This is a genomic window from Hyphomonas sp., assembly GCF_965284475.1.
In the GTDB taxonomy this organism is placed as follows: Bacteria; Pseudomonadota; Alphaproteobacteria; order Caulobacterales; family Hyphomonadaceae; genus Hyphomonas.
Genome location: NZ_OZ260087.1, coordinates 1,191,688 through 1,217,095, shown reverse-complemented (window position 1 = coordinate 1,217,095; position 25,408 = coordinate 1,191,688). Strand labels below are relative to the sequence as shown.

Here is a 25,408-nt window from a genome sequence, read left to right as displayed (position 1 = left end):
AATGAGCCGGAAAACATGCAGTGCGCTCTGTCGTTTGAGTATCCCCGCCTGCCCCATTAGGGACGAGCGGGGATAAGGGGAGGAACACTAGAAGCGTTGGTAGAAGCTCACGCCAATCGTTCTGGGGCGATTGGTTGTGATGCGCTCATCGAAAGTCGCAGCGTTGCGATTGAGCTCAGCTCTCTCATCCGCGAGGTTGGTGACGTAGAGGCTGGCGCCCCAAGTGTCTCTATCAATTCCCGTCGAGACGTTGATGATTGAGTAGGCGTCCTGCTTCTGGCGTGCTGCCACGAACAGGTCATTGTAGCGTTCGCCGACATAGCGATAGCTGCCTTGCGCGAATGCATCTTCGCCCATGAATTCAAATTCGTACCGGCCGGTCAAGGCTAGTTTGAATTTCGGAATGTCGGGGAGCTCCGTTCCTGCGGGGGCATCGACGTTCTGGGTCGACAGGTTACGGATATAGTCTTCCGTCAGTTCGGCCTCGATCCAGGATGCGGCCCCGTTGATCTGGAAACCTTCAGACACGAGCACAGAGAAGTCCGTCTCGATGCCACGTGATCTGGCCGTGCCGACGTTCGCCGTTAGACCAAGGAAGGATTCAGCCGGATCGAAGCGGGTGATCTGAATATCATCCCAGTCCATGTTGAAGATGGCGCCATTCCAACGCGCCCTGCCATCCCAGAAAGTCGTCTTCCAGCCGGCCTCATAGTTTGTGATCAGGTCAGACATGTAGACTGGAGGTATGTTGGAGGTGGAGGCGCGGTTATTTCCGCCCGGACGGAAGCCCTCCGAATAGGTCACATAGACCAGAACATCCGGTGTGAAATTGTAGCTGAGATTACCTTTGAAGACCTCACCACTTTCTCCAGATGACAGGTCAATGAGTGGGCTGCCGGAGAAGAGGGTGCCGACGGCTCCTTTCAGGTCGCTGTCCGTTTCGAAAAAGCGTGCGCCAAACGTGCCGGTCAGCTTTTCGGTGAAATCGAAGGACACCTCCCCAAAGATGGCGGTTTCCTTCTCGTTGCGGACCTGGTCGGTTATGAAATAAGCATCATCGGGATAGCCGCTGAGTTGTGAATTGGCATTCACGCTTCGATCGGCCGGGATGGTCGGGATGTGCCAGACGTTCAGATAGTCGTGTTCGGCGTCCTGATAGAAAAGGCCGGCGATAAAGCGGAGGCGTTCGGACTCGTCATTCTGAATGCGCAGCTCGTGCGTCATCGTCTTGTACTTGTCATCGCTGTCATACTGGATGCGCGGATCGGTACAGGTGGCTTCATCCAGGGTGCCGGAGCTGTAGCATGTGTAATATGGGATGTAGGCGGAGTACTCGGCGTAAGCAGAATAGTCGACATTATAGTCGACTTCGCGGTCGAGATAGGATCCGGCATAGGTGAGCTGTAGTCCGCCGATCTTGCCCTCGACCGAGAGACCGGCCTGAGTGAATTTGTCCTGACCGCTGTCATCAAAGAAGCGAACTACTTCAAGATCGCCGATGTCTTCCGGGTCATGGTCCCAGACACCATTGGTCTTCTGGTTCTGGTGCATGACTTTTGCCGTTGCCGTCCAGTTTTCGTTGAGGTCGATCTTGAGGGCCGCGCGCGCGCCTGTGTTTTCCTCTGTGTTGAAATCCTCTTCAACGAAGGGCGCATTGTCGACTGTGATGTTGCCGAAAGTGAAAGCTGTCGTTGCCGGAACATTGTCGATATAGCCGCCGTCCTTTGAGTGCCAACCGACGATGCGAAGCGCGGCTTTTTCACCGATGGGCAGGTTCACGAAGCCTTCGGCCGAGTAACTTTCGCTTCCTTCCTTGGTCGTGCCCACCGACAAATCATAACCGGATTCAAAACCCGCGCTGCTCGGTGCGTTGGTAATAATCCGCAGCGTACCTGCCTGAGAGCCTGCGCCATACAGGGTGCCTTGGGGGCCGGCGACCGCTTCGACCCGCGCGATGTCATACATGTGAACATCCAGAACCCGGCCAATTGTGGTGACGGGCTGGTCGTCGAGATAGACCGCAACACTCGGGCTCGAGCCGGATTTGTTGCCATCACCGCCTGAGGAGATACCGCGCATGAAGACCTGGGAGTTGCCTGGGCCCTGACCGGCGAAGGATACGCTCGGGAGGAGCGCAACATAGTCTTCAAAATTCGTGACGCCTTGAGCCGCGAGTTGCGAACCGTCAAGAACCTGAAGGCTGGCTGGAACATCCTGCAGGTTTTCAGTACGCTTTTGCGCTGTGACGGTCACGGTTTGGAGCTTCATTGTTGAAGGCGCCTCGCCACTATCTTCCTGCGCGACGGCCGGAGTGGTGACAACCACGCTCGCGATTACGAATGCCGATGCCTGAGCGAGAAGGCGCTGTCGGCTGGTCCACATCTGATATGACATCTTGTTTCCTCCCTAGTGCAGCTGGCCCGATGTTTCGGTGCGGAAGCTGCCTGAACGTTTCCCCGGGTCGTCTGGACGCCGCCGCAAAAAGCCGCGCGGACGTTCACCCCGTGATCAATGGCTAGTCTTGCACCCGCCAGAAGACAAAAGATCATTTGTCACCGACGCATGAATGGAATTCATGAGCTTGGCGAATTCGGGCGTAGTCGGATTTTGCTTCCTGCATCATCTATGGGGAATTGGAGCTCACGCTGGCGTCGGGAGGGCAATAATTTCTATTGCTTATAGGTTTGCAGCGTTTCGCCTAGAGCCGTTTTCAGCGGGGCGAGCCAGGGCTCATAATTTTCCCACTGATCGAGCCCGGACGTGAAGATGGGCTGGCGAACCTGTTCCGAACTGGCGGTCTTAACAGCGCGCCGGTTCTCATAGAAGCGCAGGCAGGCGCCTTCGAAGGGCAGCCCGCAATGATCGAGCAGGCGGCGAACCTGGATTTCCGTATCGGCGACAACGTCCTCATACTGGACATGCAGGACATGAGCAGGAAGGACATTTTGCCAATGCCTCATCAGCCCGACATAGTCAGCGTAGTAGCGTCCAATATCTGTGAGATTGTAAGTGAAATGCTGGCCCTTGGCGAAGAGTTGCTTGTAACCGCTAAAGCAGCAGGCCAGGGGATGTCGTCTCGCATCGACGATCGTCGCATTGGGAAGGATCAGGCGGATCAGGCCGACATGCGCGAAATTGTTCGGCATCTTGTCGATGAAGAAGGGCGCATCGGTGCGATGAATGCGGGTGCGCTCGATGTATTCCTCGCCGAGTGCGGTGAGGTCTGAATCCGTTAGACCGCTCAGGCCGTTCGGGTAATTGGACGGATCACCTGCACGCTTCTTGTCCGCAATCCGGCGCGCGATGGATATGATATCGGGCAATTCCTGCGTGCCTTCGACCTGACTATGGCTGGCAAGGATTTGTTCGAGGAGCGTCGAGCCGGCGCGGGGCAGGCCGACGATAAAGATCGGCGCGCGGCTCTGGCAGCCGGCATTCGATCGGGCGTCGAACACATCCGGCGTGAAATAGTCAGATATCCGGGCCATGTCCGACTGGTTGTCATCAGCACTATAGGTGATGAGGCGACGTTTGATGGCATTGCCGCGCCGGTACCAGATGAACGATTCCTCGAACTCAGTGCGGTCTTCGAGGGCTTTGCCGAGCGCAAAGGCGAGATGGTAATAGTCTTCCCGGTCAACGGTCTCGCGCGCCGCGGAACGGCGCATGGCGTCGATATCCTCGTCCGAAAACCGGAATGTCTTGAGATTGGCAAGGCTCCAATAGGCATCACCGAGATCATCCCGCATCGCGCGTGCGCTGTTATAGGCTGCAATGGCTCCGTCCTGATCTCCAACCGTCTTTAGACTGTGCCCAAGGCTCATCTGCACGCCCGCAGTCGCCGGAACCCGCGACAGGACATCGCGGTAAATGGCGATGGCGCTGAGATGATCGCCAATCCGTACCAGCGTATTGGCTTTCAGGATGAGATACCCCGGATGCGCTGGATCTGCGGCGAGCAGCGCATCGAGTTCCGCCAGTGCCGCTTCGAATTTTCCGCGCCGTCCGAGGACATTGGCATAGCTGCCGCGCGCCAGGCGAAAATCAGGTGCAAGTTCGAGCGCCCGCTCCAGCAGGGATTCCGCATCTTCAAGGCGACCGACCTCCATTCCGATTTCTGCGAGAAGGCGCATTGCATTGACGTCGAGCGGGTCGCGTTTGAGAACGATGCGGCAGAGGGGCTCGGCCTTGCCGAAAGCTCCAGCCAGCATGTGACTGGCTGCCTCGATCAGTTCCGGGTGACCGGCGGCCCGCAGGGCGTCGGCCTCTGCAAGGCGCACATCTGGAGAAACATCTGTCATGATGGCAGACTGACCGAGATAGCGCTGACTGACAAAGGCAAAATCCTCTCTGGCTCTTGAAAATATCTCATGTCAGATTGCGCCATATGAAACGGCGACTTCCCCCCCTGACGGCCCTCAGAGCCTTTGAGGCAGCCGCGCGGCTCGGATCCTTCCGGGAAGCGGCCGAAGAATTGAGCGTCTCACAGTCGGCAATCTCCCATCAGGTCAAGCATCTTGAAGAGCAGCTCGGTATCGAACTGTTCGTGCGCACCCCCCGCGCCGTCGAGCTGAGCACCGCAGGCGCAGCGTATTTTCCAGTTATCCGGGAAGCCTTTGACCGTATCGCCGATGGCACCAAGCAGCTGCTCAGCCCCCAGGAAGAAAATATCCTTACGGTTCAGATGTATTCGACGTTCGCTGTCCGCTGGCTGATGCCGCGGCTTCACGGATTTCAGCAGGCGCATCCCGACATTCAGGTAAGGGTGAACACGTCACAAGTGGATGCCGATTTTTCTGAACGCGGTATCGATCTCGCCTTGATGATTGGCCAGCGCCGTCGTGACGAAATCCACTATGAGTACCTTTTTTCTCCGACAATGCTCGCCGTGTGCAGTCCGCGCTACAGGTATTCGGCGAAATTGGATGGCAATGCGCTGGACTCTCCTACGGACCTTTGCGGGCATCCCATTCTGCAGGTTTACCCGTCTGCGAACGATTGGCTGATATGGCTGGAAGCCAACAAGGTCGACAATGTCGATCCGGATGCAGGGCTCCGTTTTGACAGTTATGATCATGCCCTGAAAATGGCTGCGCGAGGTATGGGTATTGCCCTTGGCATGCAGCCCTATGTGGCCGAAGACATCGAGGCAGGCTATTTGGTTGATATCTTCCCCGAGCGGCGGGTACGCACCATTGGGCACTGGTTCCTGACCTATCCAAAAGAGCGTTCAAACGTCCTCAAAATTCGCCTGTTCCAGGATTGGCTTAAAGGGCAGATTTCCGAAGATGGAACGCTCGAGCCGTTGATTGAGGCGGCCATGGCGGCACCTGCTGCGGCTGGCACATGAGCCAAATTCATCCATAAGCGATGTTTATTCGTTTGCCGCGCCTCTGGGCGCACGCGTAGACCGAAGTTCTGGACAAGTCCGCCCAAGTGACTTGCCGACGGGGAGGATTGCTTATGTGGCAAAATGCGCAGCTCATCACGATTCTGGCGATCGGCACGATATCCTGTCTTTCCGGTTGCCGCGGGGCCCCGATGGAGGACGCGACAAACGCTTCACCAAGTGCGGTCGCGGGCGGTGAAACGCTCGTTGGATTGCGCCTGGACTCCGGCATCGAAGCATTCCTCGGTGTGCCCTATGCAGCAGCGCCGGTCGGAGACCTGCGCTGGCGTCCAGCAACGCCGCATCAGGCGCGGCAAGGTGAATTGGACGCTACAAAGTACGGACCAGCCTGCCCGCAGAGCCAAGGCAATCCAGAATGGTATCGCATGGTGGCGGAAGGTTTCGGGCATGATCCGTCGGTCATTCCAGACCTCACGCACATGGATGAAGATTGTCTGTACCTGAACATCTGGACGCCGCAGCGCGAGGATGAAGGGCCGCTGCCCGTGATGATCTGGGTGCATGGCGGGAGCAATGTGAATGGTTGGGCTTATGAGCCAAACTATGTCGGGGCGGCGCTCGCAGCTCAGGGCGTGGTTGTGATCTCGTTAAATTATCGCATGGGCGCGCTCGGATTCCTGCCCATTCCATTTCATGAGACGTCTGAAATTCCATCCGGGAATTATGGTATTTCAGACATTATCGCCGCGACCAAGTGGGTGCGTGAGAACGCAGAGGTTTTTGGAGGCGATCCTTGGAATCTCACCTTATTCGGAGAATCTGCTGGCGCGGCTGATATTTTCGCTCTTATGAAAAGTCCGGAGGCTGACGGCCTGTTCCAGCGCGCCATCCTGGAGAGCGGCGCCCTCGGGCCAAGTGACATGCCGTCGTTTGAAGAAGCGCAGGCCCGGACCAGAGAGATGTTTTCAAAAGCCGGTATCGAAAATATCGGTGCTGCACGCGCCCTCCCATGGCAGGATCTTGTCGACCTGCACAAGACAACTGGCGTTGATCATTATCATGGGCCGGTCCTGGACGGGTATTGGGTACGCAAGACTGACGAGATTAATGCCGGCATCGATGTAATGGCCGGCAGCAATCTCAACGAAATGCTGATGTATATCGACGGACCAGACGCAGATGTCCTGGCTGAAGGCTTGGCAGACTATCCTGACGAAGGCCGCGCAGCATTGCTGTCCTTTCCCATGTTTGAGGATCTTACCCCGCGAGAAATTGCAGACGTCCTGTCGACCGCCTCGCAGTTTCATTGTCCGTCGGCGCGCATTGCAGACGCGGTCGCTGCGCAAGGGGAGGGCGCCTATCTCTATCGCTTCACGCGCAAGCGGGAAAGCGCCGACGCCTATGGCGTCTATCATGGCGCCGAAATCCCCTATGTCTTCAACACGCACGATGACTGGCTTCCGACCAGCTCCGATGACGACAAGCTGACCGAGACAATGATGGGTTACTGGACCAATTTCGCGCGTACCGGTGACCCCAATGGGGCGGGCTTGCCAGACTGGCCGCAACGTGAGCCTGGGTCAGATCAGGTCCAGGAACTCGGAGATCGCGTGGCTGCAACAGGTGATTTCATGGCGCCGCTCTGTGACGCTTTGAACGGGAGCGGCGAATGAGTGGCAAACCAATCGACAAGACGGTCTTTGCGCTCGCCGTTGCGACATCCTTGCTCGTATCGATACCTCTGATCCTGTTCAGCGAATCGCTCGGTCCGAGCATCGTTACCCTCTATGACTGGACTGCGCTCAATCTCGGCATCGTCTACCAGTGGGCGGCAATCGGCGCCATGGTCGTCGCCGCCTATCTCGCCTTTGGTCCGTTTGGGCGGATCAAGCTTGGCGCCAAGGATGATGTGCCGGATTTCTCGACGGTCAGCTGGGTTGCCATGCTCTTCTCAGCAGGCGTTGGTGGTGGTCTTCTCTATTGGGCCGGTATCGAATGGACATACTACTACGACGCGCCGCCTTTTGGTGTGGAGCCGAGATCAACTGAAGCAATCCGATGGGCGACAAGTTATGGCCTCTTCCATTGGGGCGTGAGTGCCTGGTGCATCTACGGACTTCCCTCGGTAGCGATGGCTTATGCCTTCTACAATAGGGGCGTGCCCTACCTGCGCTTCAGCGCTGCCATCCTGGGTGATAATTGTACGACCTCGCCATGGGGGAAGCTGATCGATCTCATCTTCATGATTGGCTTGATCGGCGGGGCGGGGACGTCGCTGGCGCTGACCGTGCCCGTCATTTCGGCTGGTATTGCCGAACTGGCAGGTGTCGCGCGGTCTACGGTCATGGATCTGATCGTGATTGCGGTTTGCGTCGGCATGTTCGGCGTTTCGGTTTATCTTGGCCTCGAGAAGGGCATCAAGCGTCTTTCCGATACCAATCTGTGGCTGGCTCTGCTTTTCCTGGCGTTCATTCTGGTCGTGGGGCCGACAGGATTTATCCTGACCATGGGAACCGAGAGCCTCGGCTACATGATTTCAAACATGCTCACTATGATCACTTATACTGACCCGATCGAGACAACCGGGTTCGTGCAGGATTGGACAATTTTCTATTGGGCCTGGTGGATTGCGTTTGCGCCCTTTGTCGGGATTTTCGTTACACGTATCTCGAAAGGCCGCACTATTCGCCAGGTCCTTGTTGGCATGTCGGCGTTTGGTAGCCTGGGTGTCTGGGCGTTTTATATTATCTTCGGGAACTACGCGCTTCATCTTGAGCTCACCGGGGGGTTGCCCGTTGTGGACATGGTACACGATGACCCAGCTTCCGCTATCGCGTCTGTGATTGCTCATCTTCCGTTCGGCAAAGTCGCGCTGGCAATATTCGTTGCGGTGACAACCGTCTTTGTGGCGACGACATATGATTCTGCAAGTTACACCCTTGCGTCTTCTGCTACGCAGGCGTTGCACGCTGGCGAAGATCCGGCTCGCTGGCACCGCCTGTTCTGGGCGGGTGTTCTGGGACTGCTTCCTGTCGGCCTGATGTTTATCGGTGGCCTGAAGGTGGTTCAGTCGGCTGTGCTCCTCGCGGGCCTTCCGATTGCGATCGCTGGCGTCTTCATGGTGCGCGCTCTGCTTGGATGGCTGAAGGAGGATACCGCCAAAGCCAGTGACTGATGCTGGCCGTCGCGGAAAAGCAATTCCGATTTCCTCGTCCTTCGCTTTTGTCGACATCACCGGCCAGCGCGCGTTCGATATCACGCGGCCGTGCGTCATGACCCTCTTGTAATACGTGTTCATCAGGCGAACGAGAGAAGCGAGGTTTGCTGCTGTCAGAGGACGCAGTCTTGCGCCCAGAACAGCTGACTTGGCGGCGACTTCTGCAACGAGATCTGCAATCGCTTCAGGTGTTTCCTCAACCCTGGCCGTTTCGATCCGGCATGGTGTCTCAATGAGGTCTTTCGCCGAAGCCAAAGCAGAGAAAACTTATAAAAATTAGCAAGTTGCGTGAGGTGCGCGGGGATGTTGGCCGATGCCGTGGCCGATCCTTCACGACCGCCAATGCTTCGATCCGCGGCCGAACGCTCCTTGGTCACCAAAGTTCGGTCCGACATCCTCTAGTAAGGCCCGCGGCTTATTAAAGGATATATGCTGTGCTTGCTTGGAAAGTGCATTTGCCATCGTGGCAGTAGGCCCTCTAACCGTGCCGGACGAAAGCTACCGATCCAGCAGGTTCTTCCCGATTGTCACGCGATGCGTCTTTTTTTGTCCATCATGATGACTTCGACACAAAGCTTCTGTCGCTTCCTGCCGGTTTCATTTTCGAGCCATAGCAGGTAGCCCAAGTCGAAAGCGCAGCAGGCCCAGAAGCGTCATCTTGAAACGTTTTAGAACGCGTATGTCAGAGACGCTCTTTCCATAGGACCACAGCCCCTGGCTCGATGTCACCAGAAATTCCGCAATCTCTGAAATCTCAGTTTCGGCGATCTGCTTTCCGCTTGCACTGGCCGCCTGCATGAGTGACGTCGCAAACGCCGATTTCAGCTCTGAGCCGTGCTCGTTCACGATCCGCAGCGCTTCTGAATTATGAGGCGCAAGTTCGGTCATGGTGCTCGCAATAAAGCATCCCGGTCCCGGCATTCCGCGTATCTCGTGGAGGGCAATGAAATAGTCGAAATAGGCTTCAATTGATTCTAGACCATTGGACCCTGATGCCAGGATGTCGATGCCTGGATTGGCAAAGCGTGCGCGGTAGGCTTCCAGACAGGCGATGAACAAGTCTTCCTTCCCGCCAAAATCAGCATAAATGCCACCCCGGCTTACGCGGGTGGCAACAACCAGGTCCTCAATAGACGTGGCATTGAAACCGCGCTCCCAGAACACTCCCATTGCGCTGGAGATCAGGTCATCCCTCGATTTCGAACGGGGCCTAGGCATTCAGAATTCCTCTTTAGGCCCGGATCTACGGGCCTTTCCTTACACACGCGGTCCATTTGTCTCCAGGTGCCGTGGTTTGTGCGGCAGTGCTCGCCGTTTTGCAATGCCGGTTGACTCGCTGTCAGGATCGCTGCATCAAACGTTATGGAACGAATGTTCCATAATTGCCTTCGTAAATCAACTGTGTCCCTTGGTCTGGGGGATGAGGGGACCTGAATGACAGAAACAATGCTGATTCTAGGTGCCGGTGCCCCAGGCGGCGTTGGCGGCGCAGTCGCACTTCGGTTTGCGAAGGCTGGCTACCACGTACTTGTAACCGGCCGGACGTTCGAAAAGGTCGAGGCCACCCGCGCAGCTATTGCCGCACAGGAGGGCTCCGCTGACGCCATGTCCTGTGATGTGACATCGGAGCAGGATCTCGACGCCGTGTTCGGCGCGCTGGCGGCTAAAGAAATGCCGGTGGCGTCGGTCATCTATAATGCCGGCAACAATGCCCCTATTTCTTTTGAGGCTCTGACGCCGGAACAGTTTGAAACCTACTGGCGTGTCTGCTGCCTGGGCGGATTTCTGGCCGCAAAACGTGCGATGCCGCTTCTGGCCCGGCAAGGTCGTGGGTCAATGCTGTTTACAGGCGCGTCTGCTTCCTTGCGCGGTAAGCCGAACTTTGCGCACTTTTCTTCTGCAAAGGGCGCTCTCAGAAACCTCGTCCAGGCGCTGGCTCGGGAGTACGGTCCACAAGGCGTGCATGCGGCTCACATCATTATCGATGGCGTCGTCAATGGCGACCAGGTCAAATCCCGGTTTGGCGATTATCTCGACAAGCTGGGAGAAGACGGAGCCCTCGATCCGGCTGCGATCGCGGAAGTTTTCTGGATGGTTCACAACCAGCCCCGCTCTGCGTGGACGCAGGAACTCGACCTTCGTCCCTTCAAGGAGGCCTGGTAACGCCATGACCGATATTTCCGACATCCTCTTCTACTTTGCGGCGAGCCTCTCCCTGCTTGGAGTTATTGCCCATGAGGTCGCCGGAGCCCCAAAAGTTCTTGGGCCGCTCAAGACGTCTGGCCTTCCTGACAGCGTGATCTGGCTCCATCATTTCTCATGGCATGTCGGATCGGTTGCTGTGCTGGCGATGATGAGCTTGTTTCTATTGGCTGCATGGCAGCCGTCTGGATTTCTGTTCGCGGCTGTGGCGACAGCAATGAGCGCAGGCTTTGCCGCGCTCGGTATCGGGCTCGCCACCTTCGGCAATCCGGCCCTGTGGCGAACACCCGCGCCATACCCCTGGACGCTCATCGCGATCCTTGGCGGGGTCGGTATGTATTTCATGGAGCGGCCGTTATGAACAATTCAGAGGCTGACTGGACCTTTGGCGGAGCCTGGCCCTATGCGCCGAAATGGTTCGATACGCCTGAAGGGCGGCTGCACTATATTGACGAGGGCCCGCGTGACGGGCCACCTATTGTGTTCGTGCACGGAAATCCGACCTGGTCGTATCTCTATAGACGATTCATAAAAGCCGTGACCGGTTGGGGCTTTCGGGCAATTGCAATGGACCATTTAGGGTTCGGAAGATCGGACAAACCCACCCGCACAGACGTCTATGCCATTACCCGACATGCCGACCGGTGCGAAGCATTGCTTGAATCACTCAACCTGGAAAACGCGACGCTTGTCGTTCAGGATTGGGGCGGCCCGATCGGGTTGACATGGGCCGCGCGTCACCCTGAAAGAGTGTCGGGCCTGTTCGTGCTGAATACGTTCTTCCAGCGACCCGTTCGCGAAGTTCCTCTACCAACAATCCTCAGGGCTTTTCGGACACCTGTCGTTGGCGATCTTCTGGTCAAGGGGGCCCACGCCTTTGTGAAAGGGTTTCTGTTTGAGGCGGGGCTGAACGATCCGGCACGCCTGACTGCAACTGACAAGGCGGCCTATCTTGCGCCGCATCCTGACTGGTCGTCACGGTCGGGGGTCCTCGCTTTTCCACGTCAGATCCCGTCTGGCCCGAACGGCCCTGTCAGTGATTTTGTGGCGGCCGAAGGCGCGAAGCTGGAGGCTGCATTTGGCAACAAGCCTGTGAAAATCGTCTGGCCGATGAAGGATGTCGCGTTCAGCGTGGAAACACTTGATGGCATGTGGCTGAAGGCGTTTCCGCATGCCAAAGTCACTCGCGTCGAAGATTCCGGCCATTTCATTCAGGAAGATGCGCACGAGATCGTCATTCCTGAACTGATGGACTTTATTGGCGGGAGTAGCATGCGTTCCGGCCGACCAGCATGAACCCTCGCATTCTCAGCCTGGTTTTCGCGCCATTTGCATTTGGCACCAGCGCTTTCGTGTTCATTGGCCTGATCGATCCGATGGCAGAAGGTCTCGGGGTTGGCGTTCCGTTGATCGGTCAGTTGCAAATGGTGTTCGCGATTGCGTGTGGATTTGGCGGTCCTTTCCTGGCGCGACTGTTATCGGGCGTCGATCGCAAGAGACTGCTTGTCGGCGTGCTGGCCAGCATGGTGGCGATGAATTTTGCATCAGCCCTGGCGCCGGATTTCGCAACACTGGCAGGCTTGCGTTTCATGGGCGGCTTCTTTGCTGCGCTGACAATCCCGCTGGCGACGACAATCGGCGTAAATATGGTGCCCGAAGGAAGGCGGGCGGATGCGATCGCCGCAGTCATGGCTGGCTACACATTGGCCTTCCTGCTGGGAATGCCGCTTGGCACAATCCTGGGTGATGCTTTTGGCTGGCGCGCGGCATTCTGGTTTGCAGGCGGAGTAGCCATCCTCGCTGCACTCCTGATCGCACTGGTAGCGCCTGGAAACGTGAAGGCCCCACAGCTTTCCGGCGCGAATTTCAAGACCGCGCTCAGCGGAGAAAACCCGAAACTCATGGCGCTCACCATGCTGGGATTCGTCGCGACCTTCGTGACGGTTGGCTATATCGGTCCCGTCATAACCCAGACGACCGGACTTACGGGCGCGGCCATTGGTGGTGTTCAGATTGCCACGGGCATCGGCAGCCTGATCGGGGTCCCTGTCGGGGCGTTGTTTGCACGTCTGGCTGTGCGAACGGCATTGTTCATTCTGTTCATGCTGGCCGGCCTGACGCAGGTGGCCTTTGCGCTCGGCATGCATTTTGATTTTGGGGGCTTGTCGGTGCCGTTCCTGATCGTGACGATGGCGCTTGGGTCGGCTGCACTGTTTGCAACGACCACCGTGGTTCAGGCACGGCTGGCAGCAACGTCTGGCGCGGCAGTGACGATCGCGTTCGCCCTTAACAGTTCCATGGTTTATTTTGGACAGGGCATGGGCGCAACCCTCGGGGGCGGCGTGATCGCTGCGATAGGATTGAGTGCGACGGGCGTTGCAGGCGCGGGTGTTGCTGTTCTTGCTCTGGCTCTCGTATTCGCTCTGCGTGTGCAGCCCGCCGCTCAACACATCCGGTAAATGTTGGGTCTAAAGGCGCCTCCCGCTGCGTGCGGTTGTGTCATTCAAGCTTCCATGGCTTGTTGCATGCCTTCGCATGTCCGGCGTTGCTTTTACAGGCCAGAATGGAACGATCATTCTTTTAAATACAAGTGTTTTTTGGACCCTGTCCCCACAGACTTGAATGATTTGGGTCAGGCGGAAGGCAATCGTAGATCGAGGCATGGTTTGACCTCGTTTGAAATTCAGAGATGAACTGACCCTCGTTCGTCGTCCGGTGCTTTACGCTCTTCAGTTGCCTGATGCTCTGAGACTCGAGTCTGGACCATTGCCGGGTAGAGTTTTCCGGCCCTTTCACGATGGCGGACTGGTGGGGTGATCATCCCATTTTTAAGCGGCCGTATTTCTCAGGACTGTGCGGCCGTGCTGGCGTGGTTCCCGCCGTCGTCGCTCAGTGTCACATCGGCATCGATACCATGATCTGCGGCGGCATCTTCCATCGCCTGTTCGCGGGTGCTGTCGCTGCCGCTGCAAGCGGCGAGCAGGCCGGATGCCAGTGCGATTGCAAGAACTCCTGTTGTGGTTCTCATCAGTGTTCCACTTGTTCTATTCGACGACCGTAAATGTGTCCCGCCCCAGAACCTGGTGCTGTAGGCCGGTGACGTAACGGGCTTCATAGGTTCCAGGTTCAGTGAATTCGTAGTTTGTGACCGCGGCGCTGCTGTCTGTTTGACCCTGCGGGACGGCTACGCCATAACGTGTACCCCAGCCCCACATCTTGTTGTCGGGTATGTCGGACGGCGTCACGATAATCCGGTCACCTCTATAGGCCGGTCCGGTCCAGGAGACGTCGAAATTCTCGCCGATCTTTACTCGTGTGGGTGCATCGACGGTCGCTGGCGCGCGCGTAATGGTTATCGGCTGGCGAGCCAGAACCGTGTCACCGGGCTTGAGGAAATAGATCAGCTCATACTCGCCTTCGATATTCGGGGCTTGCAGTTCAAATGTTTGGCCCACAATGTCTGCGCGTCCCAGGAACACAACGGAGTCGCGGTTCGATTTCGTTGCGCCGGCTTCAGCGATGGAAACATAGTCGTCTTCCCAGCTTGCCGGAGGGTCTACCGTTATGCTCACGTGTGATCCGCCAACAGCTTCGGAGGGGCCGGATATACTGGCTTGGACCGGTGTAAGTGTAATCTGTGTACTCGCCTGAACAGCATGCTGGGTACCTGGGTATGTTGTGTAGCCATTGGCCAGAATGTAGCGGATTTCATAGTCGCCTGGATGGGCAGGCATGGTCAGCTCCGCCGTGCCATCTTCATTTAGCTTTCCGGTGAAACCGTTCTTGAAGGCTTTTGCATTTCCGGCTTCGGTGACGGTTACGAAGTCTCCCGGAGTGGCTTCGCCGCGCCATTCGATCGTGACCACGGAACTGACAGGGGCTTCGTCCGGCGCGGTGACGCCGAAACCGCCATCGGTGACGGTCAGCGGCGTCCGGGCCAGGATCAGCCTGGGCCGGTCAAGGATATAGCGAACCTCGTATTCGCCCTCTGTGGACGGCGCCCCGATTGGCGACGTGAATGGCTGGCTCGAATCCGGAACGCCACCTTTGTCGCGAGTTGCCTTTGCGGCGAGGAAGTAGATGGCTTCGCGCAGTCCGTCCTCAGGGCTGGCGACATGGATGTAGGTGCCAAGATCATCAGGTCCGCTCCAGGTCACATCGAAGGCAACGCCTTCCTGCGTCTCATCGTCCGCATCCAGAGTGACCGAGAAACCGAGATCGATCGGGACTGTAATCACTTTCGGTTGTTGCGCGCCGACGCTGAATTCCATTGTGCCGGTTTTGACTTCGCTACCATCCTGCCAGCCTTTCCAGCTGACATCGGCAACATAGTCGCCCGGCAGGATGTCGGTCTCGGCGCTGCCGGTATCCTCCGTGGTAAACACCGGCTCGCCACCGGCGGCGGGTGTGATGGTCCAGTCGAGGTCGGACTGGATCAGCGGGCCGCCGGAAAGGATCGTCGCCTTCATGGCCAGCGTCGACGGTACAGGACTGCCACCGCCTGGCTCACTCGCGCCGCCCCCATCGGCAAATTGTGTCAGCGCGACGGCCAGTTCTTCAGCATTGCCAGCGGCGACAAAGGTGCCGCCCGTTTCGTCGGCGATGCATTGCAGCCCGGCGCGTTCTTCAACCGTCACATCGAAGCCGACCACATGAACTGTAAAATCGAGGCCGTTCTCTTCGAGGGTCTGCGCCAGTGCGCAAGGGTCTGCATTGCAGGTTTCCAGACCATCTGACACCAAGATGACCGAGGCGGCCTGCTTGCGGTAATTCAGAGCATTTGCGGCGTGTTCAATGGATTTGGACAGCGGCGTCTTCCCGCGTGGCGTCAGCCCACGGAGGGCGTTGATCACAACGTCCCGCTTTGCACCGACATCCGCCAGGGTCTCTATGTCGCTGCAATCACCTTCCTTGCGGTGGCCATATGCAACGAAGCCGAGACGCTGATCCTCGTCCAATCCGCGGACGAGGCCTTCGACAACATCCTTGGCAATGACAATCTTGTTCACGCCATCAATCTGTCCCCACATGGAGCCCGATGCGTCGAGGACGAGAATGGCATCATCCGGCGGTGCTGGGTTTTCTGCCATGGCTGATACCGAAAGGCCCGCCGCAATGGCCGTGCCCAGTGCAAATGTTTTGATAGATATCATCTGTGTGTCCCACGCGTCTGACCCCTGACCAGTTTGAGCATTCGATCCTCGAAGGCAATGGTCAACTGGTACAGATGACCCAGTATTTTCCTTCCCCAGTGGGGATATTAAGAAAGGTGTCTCGCTGAATCGTACACATCTGCAGTCTCGGCTGCGGTGACAGGTGAGCTGGTTCTGGTTTCCTGCACAGTTTTTTCGGCCTTGCCAAAGTTTATGCTGGTTGTTGATCAGGCCGCTTTCCTGAATTCGTTTGTCGATCTATACGCCTCTTCGGGCGTGGCTTTGCCAGGGGCCGAGTGTGGTCGCTCCCGATTGTAGAAATGCATCCACTCATCGATGATGCAGCTTGGCTGCAAAACCGTCTGCGATGGCGCATGCTTCCCAATTTTACAATTCGTAATGGCGACATGAAACTGTCGATGATCGAACGGGAAGCCGACGGAGTATTGCGGGCTTTTCTTTTCGATCTTGCCAAAGATCCGGGTGAAACAAGCAATCTTGCTGAGGCGCCTGGGTTTTCGCGTGATCGCCAGCAGATGCTGCAGTCGCAGCAGGCGCCAACCATGCCTCACGCCCAGAGTTGGCTGACCGGCATGGCGAACAGCCGATCTCCGATACGCTGAATTCGGTCGCCATCATGCAGGATGATTCCGCAGGCAAACGCCTTGCCCGCCGCTTCCTGCAGGCGTTTCAGGCCGCGCGTGTCCTCCGTCTTCACGGTGGCTGCTGCCTTGACCTCGATTCCAACAAGGCGCCGTCCGCGCTCGAGCACGAAATCAACCTCGACCTTGTCCTTGTCCCTATAGTGGCTGATCAGAGCCGGGTCGGACGAAAGCGCTGACTGCTTCTCAAGCTCTGAATAGACGAAGCCCTCCAGCAGAGTTCCGAGCCTGTTTCGGTCAGACTGAATGTCGCCCTTTCCGACCCGTCGCAGCGCCGCAAGAAGACCCGTGTCGAAGAAGTGGAGCTTAGGCGTTTTGACAAGGCGCTTGAGGTCATTGCGGTGCCATGCGCGCACACGTCGAAGAATGAACATCTGTTCCAGCAAGGTCAGCCAGCGATCAATCGTCTTGCTGTCAACGCCGAGGGGCGAGGCCAGAGCCGACAGATTGAGCAGTCCTCCCGAAGACAAAGCGGCATGATCGAGCAGCCTTGAAAGTTCGTCCGTCTTTGACACCGATGAAATCTCCGAGACATCGCGTGTTGTGAGGGCGCGAGCATAGGCGCGCAGCCAGGTCTGGCGGCGCTGCGGATCGGTCCGCGCCAGAGCTTCCGGATAACCGCCCGCAAGAATGCGCAGGTCGAGGTCGGGCGTGCGCCCGGTTTCCATAAGGGCGGGGAAATCTGCCTCGAAGACCTTGTCGAGAAAGGCCGAGGGATTCTGCAGCGCAATCTCTGACTGGCTGAAGGGAAGGAGTTCGATTGTCTCCACACGGCCAGCAAGGGAATCCGGCGAGATGGTGCCCTTGAAGAGATCGACCGAGCCCGTGATCAGGAAGCGACCTGGACGAGGGTCTTCATCGACAGCTCGCTTGAGTGCCAGAATAAGCCCCGGCGCGCGCTGCACTTCATCAATCACGGCATGGTCGAGGCCGCGCATGAAACCGCCCGGATCGTCATTCGCAAACTGCCGGAATTGTTCGTCATCAAGCGTTACGAAACTCATCTTCCTGTCGGCGGCGATTTTGCGCGCCAGCGTTGTCTTGCCCGACTGGCGCGGGCCCACGAGTGCAACGATGCGCGTATCGCTGAGGGCGCCCAGCACGCACGGCTCGGCATGGCGCGCCTTGGCTTGTAACTTTTCTTGCATGGCCTGCCGTCCAATTCGGAGCGCAGCTCCGTCTGATTCGGAATTAGAGTGCGTCTGATTCGGAATGCAAGTCACTCTGTGCGGAACTTCGATAGCGAACGAGCCGGCTGAGATCACAGACTGTGATTTCCAGACCGTGACAAACTCGCCGGGCGCAGCTCACGGTTTAGCATGCTGGCTCGATCAATCCGGAGGCGACACGCCGGACTGAGCTACGAATTTGCAGGCGCTCGCAAGGATAGTGAGATCCAGATCTAAGCTGGGCGAGCGCCTCGCACACGAGCGAGAAGTCAGGAGGCTTGCCAAAACGAAGGTGCTCAGCCTGAGTTTAGTTTGATTTGTGACTCAGAACCTCACTATGGATGAGCAAAAGCACAATGAGTTAAACTCGCGGGCTTGCACAAGTGAGTGGATTCGATGCGTGACTGGACAAAAACATGATGAAAAACAGTTCATTGGGATACCGCGTGAGCACGGCGCCGATGATGGATCGCACAAAATAGCATTTATAAACAATGTGTTATGGGTCCTCGTGTGCGCTCCGTGTGCGCAGAGATTTCGTACTGCGCCACTCGGTTTAGCTAGAGAACCCGTTCTACACCATTTCAATTGAGGTTCGCGCTTTAGGCTGCCACCCGTTTCTGAGATCTGCGGCCCGGCTCAAGTGACCAAAACATTTGCCCCAATTGAAGACACGGCCCTGTTATTTCCGTACTCGGCGGTTTCAGAACCGTGCCCCCGACCTGAAACAGGCGGGTGATAACAAGAATGCTCGGACGCGCCGTGCAGATCACGGCCCCGCCAGCCGAGCGGAGGGAGAACGAGTTTGACCAATACAACATGTAAAAAGCGCACGTCTTGCCGCCTGACGTTCACGACTGCAATCGTGCTTTCGCTATCAATGACCGTTCCGATCGCATCGGCGCAGGCATCTGACACTGAGACGCAGGCCGAGGGCGGAGACGCCCTGGCGATGATGGACACTGTCACGGTGACGGCGCGTAAGCGCGATGAAAGCCTTCAGGATGTCCCGCTTTCGGTAACCGCGCTCGGCGAGGCCCAGATCGAGGCGAAGAAAGTCCGAAGCCTCGAAGACCTGACAGTTGGTATACCGAACGTTTCCTTCGACGATGTCGGTACCACGCCCGGCACGGCCAATTTCTCCATTCGCGGGCTGGGTATCAACAGCTCCATCCCTTCGATCGATCCGACGGTCGGCACCTTCGTCGATGGCGTTTATATCGGCACGAATGCCGGCGTTATCTTCGACGTCTTCGACCTTGAAAGCATCGAGGTCCTTCGTGGCCCGCAAGGCACGCTGTTCGGCCGGAACGTGACGGGCGGAGCGGTGCTTCTGAACACCAGAACCCCCGGAAAAGAGCTTGAGCGCCGCGCGCAGATTGCTGTCGAAGGTGGCGGCGATGGGGGGCTTAGCACCTACCTCAAGGGCTCGATTGGCGGTCCCGTCTCCGACACGGTCGGCCTGCAGGTCAGCGCTTATTACAATGACGATCAGGGCTGGTTCGAGAACAGGTTCGACGGCAAGAATTTCGGCAAGCGCGAGCAATTCTTCGTCCGCCCGGTACTCGTCTGGACGCCGAGCAGCACGTCAGAACTCATCCTTCGCTATGAGTATGCCGACATTGATGGTGACGGCCCACCCGGACAATCGCACACAAACGGATCGGGCGTTCCCGGTTCACCGCAGAATTTCGACCGGGACAGTTTCGATTTCAGCATCGACAATCCGGGTTATGTGAAGTCAAAGAGCCACTTCCTGACGGCTGAATTCAATCTCGACGTCGGCCCGAACGGTAAGATCACCAATATCTTCGGGTATCGCGATCTTGAGCAGGACATGCTCACAGACCTCGATGCGCAGCCGGTTACGCTGTTCGACGGGCGTTTCCAGATCGAGTCTGAACAGGTCAGCAACGAGCTTCGTTATGCGGGCCGGTTCGGCGACAATCTCAATATCGTCGCAGGTCTCTATTACTATGCCAATGACCTCGTCTATGCTGAGGGCCGCAGCATCTTTGGTGGTGCGCTGACCCAGGATGGCGGCGGTGACTATTCGGTGGAGTCCACAGCGGCTTTCGTGTCGGCCGATTACGCTCTGACGGACCAGTGGGTGCTGACGACCGGTCTGCGCTACACGGTCGAGGAAAAGTCGGTGAAAGTCGCATCTCTGCCGCTCAACACCAATGCGCCATGTAACGTGGTGGTAGGCACATGTGCCTTCGACTTCGTCGACTCCGAGGACTGGAACAGCCTGTCGCCAAAGATTGGCGTGAACTACCTCATCAATGACGATGCGCGGGCTTATGTGCACTGGACGCGCGGTTACCGCTCGGGCGGCTACAATCTGCGGAACACTGCCGCCGATACGGCCAATTTCGGACCAGGCCCGTTCGACCAGGAGCAGGTCGACAGTTTTGAGCTCGGGCTGAAAACCCAGTGGAGCTCAGGGCGCCTTAACGCGGCCATCTTCCATAACAAGGTCCAGGACATGCAGCGTGAAGTCCAGTTGGCAGATCCGACCTCTGGCATCGTCCAGCTTATCCGCAATACCGCCGATGCAGAGCTGACCGGTATGGAAGTCGAAGGTGTCTTCCAGCTCTCCGATACGCTGGTCATCGACGCGTCGCTCGGCCTTGTCGATGCCGAATATACCGATGTCCTGTTCGACCTGAACGGCGACGGCGTCATTGACGGTGCCGACAAGGAACTCGACCTCCCGCGGGCGCCGGAAGTGACCTGGTCGCTCGGCCTGGTGCACGATCTCGACATCGGCAACTGGGGCACGGCGTCCTCGCGGGTCAGCTATGCCTATCGCGACGAGTCTGCCTTCACCGATGACAATCGCGGTTACATCCTTGAGCAGGATGTTCTCGATGCCGGCGTGGATTTCCGACCGGATGGTGGCATCTGGGAGTTGTCCCTTTATGCGCGCAACCTCCTGAACACCGTCCGTCATGGCACTGACGGTCAGCTACCGGCAACGCTCGGGCCCGCACCGCTCGGCGGAACATTCGCGCCCCTGTCCAAGGGCCGTGTCTTCGGCGCTCAACTGTCGGTGACATTCTAGGTCTGAACTCAGTGCATGCCGGGGCGGGGGTGACAGATGGGGTGCCATTTGCGCGTTCGACCCGGCAGCGCCAAGATGACCAAGAGATTGACCTGAACCGACCGCGCCAAGGCAGGGCGCCCGTGCGACTGTTTCGGCTCGGCCAATTCGGCTCAAAACAACAAGACATGGCTCTGACAGACGCCCCCTGGAGGCGCGTCGGACAAAGAGGGAGACAGGACGTGACGGCGACAAAGACATCGAATGTGAAGGTCGATATCAGCGACAGGATTGCCACCGTGACGCTCGACCGCCCAGAAGCGATCAATAGCTTGAATCTGGCCATGCTGCTCGACCTTGAACAGGCCCTGGTCGACCTCGAACAGGATGAAGCAGTTGATGTCCTCATCCTCACAGCAGCCGGCCAGAAGGGCTTCTGCGCCGGAATGGACCTGAAGGATTTCGAGCAGGGCAAGATTGATCTCGGGCTGACCAAGCGCGTGCTCGACAAGCTGGAAGACTTCGCAAAGCCGGTCATAGGGGCAATCACTGATGGCTACTGCGTCACGGGTGGGCTCGAAATGGCGCTATCCTGCGACATCCTGGTTGCCTCTGACAAGGCAAAGTTCGGCGATACGCATGGCCGGGTGAATGTCAGTGGCGGTGGCGCGACCGTGCGCATGCCCCGCCTGATTGGCCTGATGAAGGCCAAGTACATGATCTTCACGAGCCAGTTCTACACCGCTGAACAGGCAAAGGAGCTTGGTCTCATCATCGAGGTCTTTCCGTCAGCTGACTTACAGGCCGAAGCGCGCCGGATCGCTGCGCAGATCCAGAAGCAGAATCAGACCCTTCTCAGAAAGATGAAGCAGATCATGAACCGGGGCTGGAGAACCGACCTCTATTCAGCCTGGTGCCTCGAGGAAGCCGAATGCCTGCGCAGCATGCAGGAGATCCTGTCGGCGAATTTCAGCATGGAAGACGCCGTCAGGAAGACGAAATCCGAGCTCTGAGGGCAATTGCTCCAGCAACGGAGCGGATGGTGTCCCGGGTTCGAACACAGGAAGCGAGGCAGGGTAGAAGATGGGAAGAGTACTGGAAGGCAAGGTCGCGGTTGTGACTGGCGCAGGGCGCGGGATCGGACGAGCGCATGCGATAAAACTCGCAGAACAGGGCGCCAAAGTCGTCGTCAACGATCTCGGCTCGAGCCTTGATGGCGCAGATGCCGCAACCGGTCCGGCTGACGACGTCGTCGAGGAAATTCGGCAGGCCGGCGGCGAGGCGATTGCGAATACCAATTCTGTTGCGACCGCAGAAGGCGGCGAGGCGATCATCAAGAGCGCCATTGACGCATTTGGCGGTCTTGACATCCTCGTCAACAATGCTGGGAATTACCGTCCGAGGATGATCTTCAACATGACGGCTGAAGATTTCGACGCCGTCGTCAAGGTGCATCTCTACGGCCACTTCAACTGCATCTCGGCGGCATCCAAAGCTTTTCGCGCGCAGCGTGGGGGCCGGATCATAAACACAGCGTCTGAAGCTTGGCTGGGTGAGGCGGCCGTCTCAAATTACGGCGCAGCCAAGGCAGGCATTGTCGGCCTGACACGGGTCGTCGCCCGCGATCTCGGCAAGTACGGCGTAACCTGTAACTGTATCTGCCCGAGGGCCTCGACCCGGATGACGGATGCGCTCTCTTTCGGCGAAAGCGTCGACCGCTCCGCGCTCGACAGTGAACTCGCCGCTCTCAAGCCTGACGCTATCAGCCCGCTCGTCATCTTCCTCGCCAGCCAGCAGGCGGCGAATGTGAATGGCCACGTCTTCCTTGCCTATGGCGGCACGATTTCCCTGTTTAGCGCCCCGCAGCCGGAACGGACGATCTTCAAAGAGGGCGGCTGGAGCGTCGATGAACTCATGGAGGCTGCGCCGAAATCCCTGACGGCAGATGTCGTCAATCCGGCCCCAGGACAGCCCGCAAAAGTCAAAGCCTAGGGGGAGAGCGCCGTGAACCAACTCCGCAACAAATGTGCTATCGTCGGCATCGGTGAGACAGACTATCTCGTCAATTCCGGCCGCAGCCCGCTCGGCCTCGCGCTCCAGGCGATCCAGCTTGCCATTGAGGATGCGGGGCTTGCCGTCGACCAGATCGACGGGATTGTGAAATCCTCCATCGACGCGTCGGCCTCCGACCAGATCATCGCGGCCAATCTCGGCCTGAAGAATGTGACCTATACATCCGAAGTGACCGGCCTCGGAGGTGCCGCGTGCGCGACGATCGGCCAAGCAGCGATGGCGGTTGCGAGCGGCCTTGCCAATTATGTTGTCGTCTACCGCGCCTTCACGCCCTTCGATTTCATGGAAGGCGCCAAGCACAACCAGACAACGCTCTGGGCACGCCAGGGCGGGGCAGGCGATTTCCTGAGGCCTTTCGGCTGGTCAGCCATGATCGATGGCTTCGCCATGCACTGCCAGCGCCACATGCACGAATACGGCACCACGACCCGCCAGCTCGGCGCGATTGCTGTCGCCGCGCGCAAATATGCGGCCGCCAATCCGAAATCCATCCGCAAGACGCCAATCACGCTGGAGGATCACGAGAATTCCAAAGTGATCACCTGGCCACTGCGAGAGCTTGATTGCCTGATCTCGGCCAATGACGGGGCCTGCGCCTTCATAGTGACCTCGGCCGAGCGCGCGAAGGACCTCAAGCAGCGCCCGGCCAAGATCATGGCGGCGGCCCAGTCACTCGGCGCCAATCCAATGGCAACCTGGGAGATGTCCGCATTCAAGCCGGTTATCACCGATTCAGAAGCCCAGGTGGTCGCCCCAAAGCTATACAGGATGGCCGGCCTCGGCCCGCAGGACATCGACGTCGCGCAGGTCTATGACTGCTTCACCTACACCCAGCTCGTACTGCTCGAGGACTATGGCTTCTGCAAGAAGGGCGAGGGCGGCGCCTTCGTCGAGGACGGCGGTATCGAGCTTGGCGGCGAACTGCCCGTCAACACGCATGGGGGCCATCTCGGCGAAGCCTATATCCACGGCTTCACCCACATCACCGAAGGCGTGAAGCAGATGCGCGGCACCTCGACCAGCCAGGTCGACGGCGCCGAAACCACGCTCATCGCGAGCGCCGTACCCGGCCCGACCAGCGCCCTCATCCTCGGGAGATAAGCCATGAACAAACCTGTCACCAAGCCGCTTCCGAGGATCAATGAGACGACCCGCGCCTTCTGGGAAGGCTGCCGCCAGCACGAGCTGCGCATCCAGAAATGCAGCAAATGCGACACGTTCCGCTTTCCGCCGCAGCATATGTGCCGGGCCTGCAGTTCGGACCAGTCCGAATGGACGACGGTCAGCGGCACCGGTGCGATCTACAGCTATATCATCCCGACGAACCAGTCGCCCGGCGAACTGCCGGCGCGCGGCTTCGAGTACCCCTTCGCCGTCGTGCTGGTCGAGCTTGATGGGACGGGCGGAGTCCGCATCGCGAGCAATGTCATTGATTGCGAACTGTCTGACATTGCGATCGGGCTGCGGGTCGAGCCGCACTTCGAAGACATCAATGACGAGATTTCCCTGCCGAAATTCAGGCTGGCAGACCGCGCAGGAGACCAATCATGAGAAAATCCAGAGTTCTCGATGAAGAAAGTGCCCTGGACCTCATTCAGGACGGCATGACGATCTCGATCGGCGGACATCTGAACTCGGCTCACCCGATGCTGCTTATCCGGGGTATCATACGCCGCGGCATCAAGGAGCTGACGATTGTCACCTCTGCGCAGGGCGGGCCCGAGACAGGATTCCTGATCGCGGCCGGCTGCGTGAAGATGCTGATTACGTCAGGCGTCCATGCCGAGGGCCTTGCCGGGATCGACCCATGCTTTCGCTTTGCCCTGCAAAATGGCGATATCGAGCTCTGGGAAGCCGATGAAGGTATCGTCTATGCCGGTCTTCGGGCGGCGGCCCAGGGGCTTCCCTTTTCTCCCTGGCATGGCGGGGTCGGCACCTCGATCCCGGAGCTCAATTCGTTCCTCAAGCAGTTCGATGACCCGATCACCGGCAAGCCGCTACTGGCTGTGCCGGCGATAAGGCCGGACGTCGCCATTCTGCATGCGGCGAAGTCCGACGAATATGGCAATGTTCAGCACGTTCATGGCTGGGGCGACCGGGCGCATTACCGGGCCGCGAAGAAGACGATCGTTCAGGTCGAGAAAGTTGTCTCGAACGAGGAGATTCGCCGTGATCCTTCGAAGACTTCCATCATAGGGGCTGACGCGATTGTACGCGCACCGTTCGGCGCCCATCCCATGGCCAGCCCGGAATACTATCTGGAGGACCAGGCCTTCATAAAAAACTATGTTTCGGTCGCCAATGCCGCCTTCAAGTCGGGTGACCCTACAGGCCTTGATGCGTTCATCGACAAGTATTTCGTCCAGCCAGAATCGCACGTCGACTATCTTGAGAAGATTGGCGTGCGCCAGCTCTTGTCCTTGCACGAGTTCTAGGCTTCGGGCGCCTTTAATCCTCCCTCTCGCCGCACTTTTTCCAGGGTTCAAGGTGACGAGAGATACTGCCGCTGCCATTCGTGGCAGCGGTTTCTTTTTGT

21 protein-coding genes are annotated in these 25,408 nt (G+C 58.0%); 14 read left to right on the top strand and 7 right to left on the bottom strand.

Annotated elements, in window-relative coordinates:
• Positions 1–87: 87 nt before the first annotated feature.
• Together ACQ66M_RS05680 and ACQ66M_RS05675 are read right to left on the bottom strand one after the other, a co-directional pair.
• Entirely contained in the window at positions 88–2,394 is a 2,307-nt protein-coding gene (locus tag ACQ66M_RS05680) for a TonB-dependent receptor (RefSeq protein ID WP_430402461.1), read from the bottom strand.
• Positions 2,395–2,669: 275 nt separating this feature from the next.
• The gene (locus tag ACQ66M_RS05675) at positions 2,670–4,301 is read right to left on the bottom strand and encodes a tetratricopeptide repeat-containing sulfotransferase family protein (protein WP_430402459.1); all 1,632 of its coding nucleotides are present in this window, start codon (positions 4,299–4,301) and stop codon (positions 2,670–2,672) included.
• 86 nt (positions 4,302–4,387) lie between these two features.
• On the opposite strand from ACQ66M_RS05675, the gene ACQ66M_RS05670 reads away from it, so the two are divergent.
• The 3 genes from ACQ66M_RS05670 to ACQ66M_RS05660 all read left to right on the top strand — a co-directional run bounded on the left by ACQ66M_RS05670 (position 4,388) and on the right by ACQ66M_RS05660 (position 8,525).
• A complete protein-coding gene (locus ACQ66M_RS05670; protein WP_430402457.1) occupies positions 4,388–5,350 on the top strand; it encodes a LysR substrate-binding domain-containing protein in 963 nt (320 codons plus the stop codon).
• 113 nt (positions 5,351–5,463) lie between these two features.
• Entirely contained in the window at positions 5,464–7,023 is a 1,560-nt protein-coding gene (locus tag ACQ66M_RS05665; RefSeq protein ID WP_430402456.1) for a carboxylesterase/lipase family protein, read from the top strand.
• Entirely contained in the window at positions 7,020–8,525 is a 1,506-nt protein-coding gene (locus ACQ66M_RS05660) for a BCCT family transporter (protein ID WP_430402454.1), read from the top strand. Before ACQ66M_RS05665 ends, ACQ66M_RS05660 begins: the two co-directional genes overlap by 4 nt.
• 639 nt (positions 8,526–9,164) lie before the next feature.
• Here the strand turns inward: ACQ66M_RS05660 and ACQ66M_RS05655 are convergent.
• On the bottom strand, positions 9,165–9,785 hold the full coding sequence (locus ACQ66M_RS05655; protein WP_430402452.1) for a TetR/AcrR family transcriptional regulator: 621 nt from the start codon (positions 9,783–9,785) through the stop codon (positions 9,165–9,167).
• A gap of 216 nt (positions 9,786–10,001) precedes the next feature.
• Here ACQ66M_RS05655 and ACQ66M_RS05650 point away from each other — a divergent pair, with 216 nt between their 5' ends.
• From ACQ66M_RS05650 to ACQ66M_RS05635, 4 genes are read left to right on the top strand one after another with little or no spacing between them, the layout of a single operon-like run.
• Entirely contained in the window at positions 10,002–10,730 is a 729-nt protein-coding gene (locus ACQ66M_RS05650; protein WP_430402450.1) for an SDR family NAD(P)-dependent oxidoreductase, read from the top strand.
• A gap of 4 nt (positions 10,731–10,734) precedes the next feature.
• Positions 10,735–11,130, top strand: coding sequence for a hypothetical protein (locus tag ACQ66M_RS05645; RefSeq protein WP_430402448.1), 396 nt, complete (start codon positions 10,735–10,737; stop codon positions 11,128–11,130).
• Positions 11,127–12,065, top strand: coding sequence for an alpha/beta fold hydrolase (locus ACQ66M_RS05640; protein WP_430402446.1), 939 nt, complete (start codon positions 11,127–11,129; stop codon positions 12,063–12,065). Before ACQ66M_RS05645 ends, ACQ66M_RS05640 begins: the two co-directional genes overlap by 4 nt.
• Positions 12,062–13,228, top strand: coding sequence for an MFS transporter (locus tag ACQ66M_RS05635; RefSeq protein WP_430402445.1), 1,167 nt, complete (start codon positions 12,062–12,064; stop codon positions 13,226–13,228). Before ACQ66M_RS05640 ends, ACQ66M_RS05635 begins: the two co-directional genes overlap by 4 nt.
• Positions 13,229–13,614: 386 nt before the next feature.
• Here ACQ66M_RS05635 and ACQ66M_RS05630 read toward each other — a convergent pair whose 3' ends face one another.
• The 3 genes from ACQ66M_RS05630 to ACQ66M_RS05620 form a co-directional block, all read right to left on the bottom strand.
• A complete protein-coding gene (locus tag ACQ66M_RS05630; protein ID WP_430402443.1) occupies positions 13,615–13,797 on the bottom strand; it encodes a hypothetical protein in 183 nt (60 codons plus the stop codon).
• A 16-nt stretch (positions 13,798–13,813) separates the two neighbouring features.
• A complete protein-coding gene (locus ACQ66M_RS05625; RefSeq protein WP_430402441.1) occupies positions 13,814–15,922 on the bottom strand; it encodes a vWA domain-containing protein in 2,109 nt (702 codons plus the stop codon).
• A gap of 227 nt (positions 15,923–16,149) precedes the next feature.
• Positions 16,150–16,248 (bottom strand): hypothetical protein, encoded by a 99-nt coding sequence (locus ACQ66M_RS05620; RefSeq protein ID WP_430405122.1) that lies wholly within the window; start codon positions 16,246–16,248, stop codon positions 16,150–16,152.
• Here ACQ66M_RS05620 and ACQ66M_RS05615 point away from each other — a divergent pair.
• Entirely contained in the window at positions 16,243–16,545 is a 303-nt protein-coding gene (locus ACQ66M_RS05615; protein WP_430405205.1) for a hypothetical protein, read from the top strand. The genes ACQ66M_RS05620 and ACQ66M_RS05615 overlap by 6 nt on opposite strands.
• On the opposite strand, the gene ACQ66M_RS05610 is transcribed toward ACQ66M_RS05615, so the two are convergent.
• Positions 16,491–17,732, bottom strand: coding sequence for an ATP-binding protein (locus ACQ66M_RS05610; RefSeq protein WP_430402439.1), 1,242 nt, complete (start codon positions 17,730–17,732; stop codon positions 16,491–16,493). The genes ACQ66M_RS05615 and ACQ66M_RS05610 overlap by 55 nt on opposite strands.
• Positions 17,733–18,633: 901 nt before the next feature.
• Here ACQ66M_RS05610 and ACQ66M_RS05605 point away from each other — a divergent pair.
• From ACQ66M_RS05605 to ACQ66M_RS05580, 6 genes are all read left to right on the top strand, one after another.
• A complete protein-coding gene (locus ACQ66M_RS05605) occupies positions 18,634–20,820 on the top strand; it encodes a TonB-dependent receptor (protein WP_430402437.1) in 2,187 nt (728 codons plus the stop codon).
• A 221-nt stretch (positions 20,821–21,041) separates the two neighbouring features.
• Positions 21,042–21,812 (top strand): enoyl-CoA hydratase/isomerase family protein, encoded by a 771-nt coding sequence (locus tag ACQ66M_RS05600; protein WP_430402435.1) that lies wholly within the window; start codon positions 21,042–21,044, stop codon positions 21,810–21,812.
• 70 nt (positions 21,813–21,882) lie between these two features.
• The gene (locus tag ACQ66M_RS05595) at positions 21,883–22,791 is read left to right on the top strand and encodes an SDR family NAD(P)-dependent oxidoreductase (protein ID WP_430402433.1); all 909 of its coding nucleotides are present in this window, start codon (positions 21,883–21,885) and stop codon (positions 22,789–22,791) included.
• Between the two features lie 12 nt (positions 22,792–22,803).
• Positions 22,804–23,973, top strand: a complete 1,170-nt coding sequence (locus ACQ66M_RS05590) for a thiolase C-terminal domain-containing protein (protein WP_430402431.1) — start codon at positions 22,804–22,806, stop codon at positions 23,971–23,973.
• Positions 23,974–23,976: 3 nt separating this feature from the next.
• Positions 23,977–24,423, top strand: coding sequence for a Zn-ribbon domain-containing OB-fold protein (locus ACQ66M_RS05585; RefSeq protein ID WP_430402429.1), 447 nt, complete (start codon positions 23,977–23,979; stop codon positions 24,421–24,423).
• On the top strand, positions 24,420–25,307 hold the full coding sequence (locus ACQ66M_RS05580) for a CoA transferase subunit A (protein WP_430402428.1): 888 nt from the start codon (positions 24,420–24,422) through the stop codon (positions 25,305–25,307). Before ACQ66M_RS05585 ends, ACQ66M_RS05580 begins: the two co-directional genes overlap by 4 nt.
• Positions 25,308–25,408 lie beyond the last annotated feature (101 nt).

What these genes read in the sequence shown, in the direction of transcription:
- ACQ66M_RS05680 (WP_430402461.1), bottom strand. Translation starts at nt 2,394, where the DNA reads ATGTCATATCAGATGTGGACCAGCCGACAGCGCCTTCTCGCTCAGGCA.
- ACQ66M_RS05675 (WP_430402459.1), bottom strand. Translation starts at nt 4,301, where the DNA reads ATGACAGATGTTTCTCCAGATGTGCGCCTTGCAGAGGCCGACGCCCTG.
- ACQ66M_RS05670 (WP_430402457.1), top strand. Translation starts at nt 4,388, where the DNA reads ATGAAACGGCGACTTCCCCCCCTGACGGCCCTCAGAGCCTTTGAGGCA.
- ACQ66M_RS05665 (WP_430402456.1), top strand. Translation starts at nt 5,464, where the DNA reads ATGTGGCAAAATGCGCAGCTCATCACGATTCTGGCGATCGGCACGATA.
- ACQ66M_RS05660 (WP_430402454.1), top strand. Translation starts at nt 7,020, where the DNA reads ATGAGTGGCAAACCAATCGACAAGACGGTCTTTGCGCTCGCCGTTGCG.
- ACQ66M_RS05655 (WP_430402452.1), bottom strand. Translation starts at nt 9,785, where the DNA reads ATGCCTAGGCCCCGTTCGAAATCGAGGGATGACCTGATCTCCAGCGCA.
- ACQ66M_RS05650 (WP_430402450.1), top strand. Translation starts at nt 10,002, where the DNA reads ATGACAGAAACAATGCTGATTCTAGGTGCCGGTGCCCCAGGCGGCGTT.
- ACQ66M_RS05645 (WP_430402448.1), top strand. Translation starts at nt 10,735, where the DNA reads ATGACCGATATTTCCGACATCCTCTTCTACTTTGCGGCGAGCCTCTCC.
- ACQ66M_RS05640 (WP_430402446.1), top strand. Translation starts at nt 11,127, where the DNA reads ATGAACAATTCAGAGGCTGACTGGACCTTTGGCGGAGCCTGGCCCTAT.
- ACQ66M_RS05635 (WP_430402445.1), top strand. Translation starts at nt 12,062, where the DNA reads ATGAACCCTCGCATTCTCAGCCTGGTTTTCGCGCCATTTGCATTTGGC.
- ACQ66M_RS05630 (WP_430402443.1), bottom strand. Translation starts at nt 13,797, where the DNA reads ATGAGAACCACAACAGGAGTTCTTGCAATCGCACTGGCATCCGGCCTG.
- ACQ66M_RS05625 (WP_430402441.1), bottom strand. Translation starts at nt 15,922, where the DNA reads ATGATATCTATCAAAACATTTGCACTGGGCACGGCCATTGCGGCGGGC.
- ACQ66M_RS05615 (WP_430405205.1), top strand. Translation starts at nt 16,243, where the DNA reads ATGCATCCACTCATCGATGATGCAGCTTGGCTGCAAAACCGTCTGCGA.
- ACQ66M_RS05620 (WP_430405122.1), bottom strand. Translation starts at nt 16,248, where the DNA reads ATGCATTTCTACAATCGGGAGCGACCACACTCGGCCCCTGGCAAAGCC.
- ACQ66M_RS05610 (WP_430402439.1), bottom strand. Translation starts at nt 17,732, where the DNA reads ATGCAAGAAAAGTTACAAGCCAAGGCGCGCCATGCCGAGCCGTGCGTG.
- ACQ66M_RS05605 (WP_430402437.1), top strand. Translation starts at nt 18,634, where the DNA reads ATGACCGTTCCGATCGCATCGGCGCAGGCATCTGACACTGAGACGCAG.
- ACQ66M_RS05595 (WP_430402433.1), top strand. Translation starts at nt 21,883, where the DNA reads ATGGGAAGAGTACTGGAAGGCAAGGTCGCGGTTGTGACTGGCGCAGGG.
- ACQ66M_RS05585 (WP_430402429.1), top strand. Translation starts at nt 23,977, where the DNA reads ATGAACAAACCTGTCACCAAGCCGCTTCCGAGGATCAATGAGACGACC.
- ACQ66M_RS05580 (WP_430402428.1), top strand. Translation starts at nt 24,420, where the DNA reads ATGAGAAAATCCAGAGTTCTCGATGAAGAAAGTGCCCTGGACCTCATT.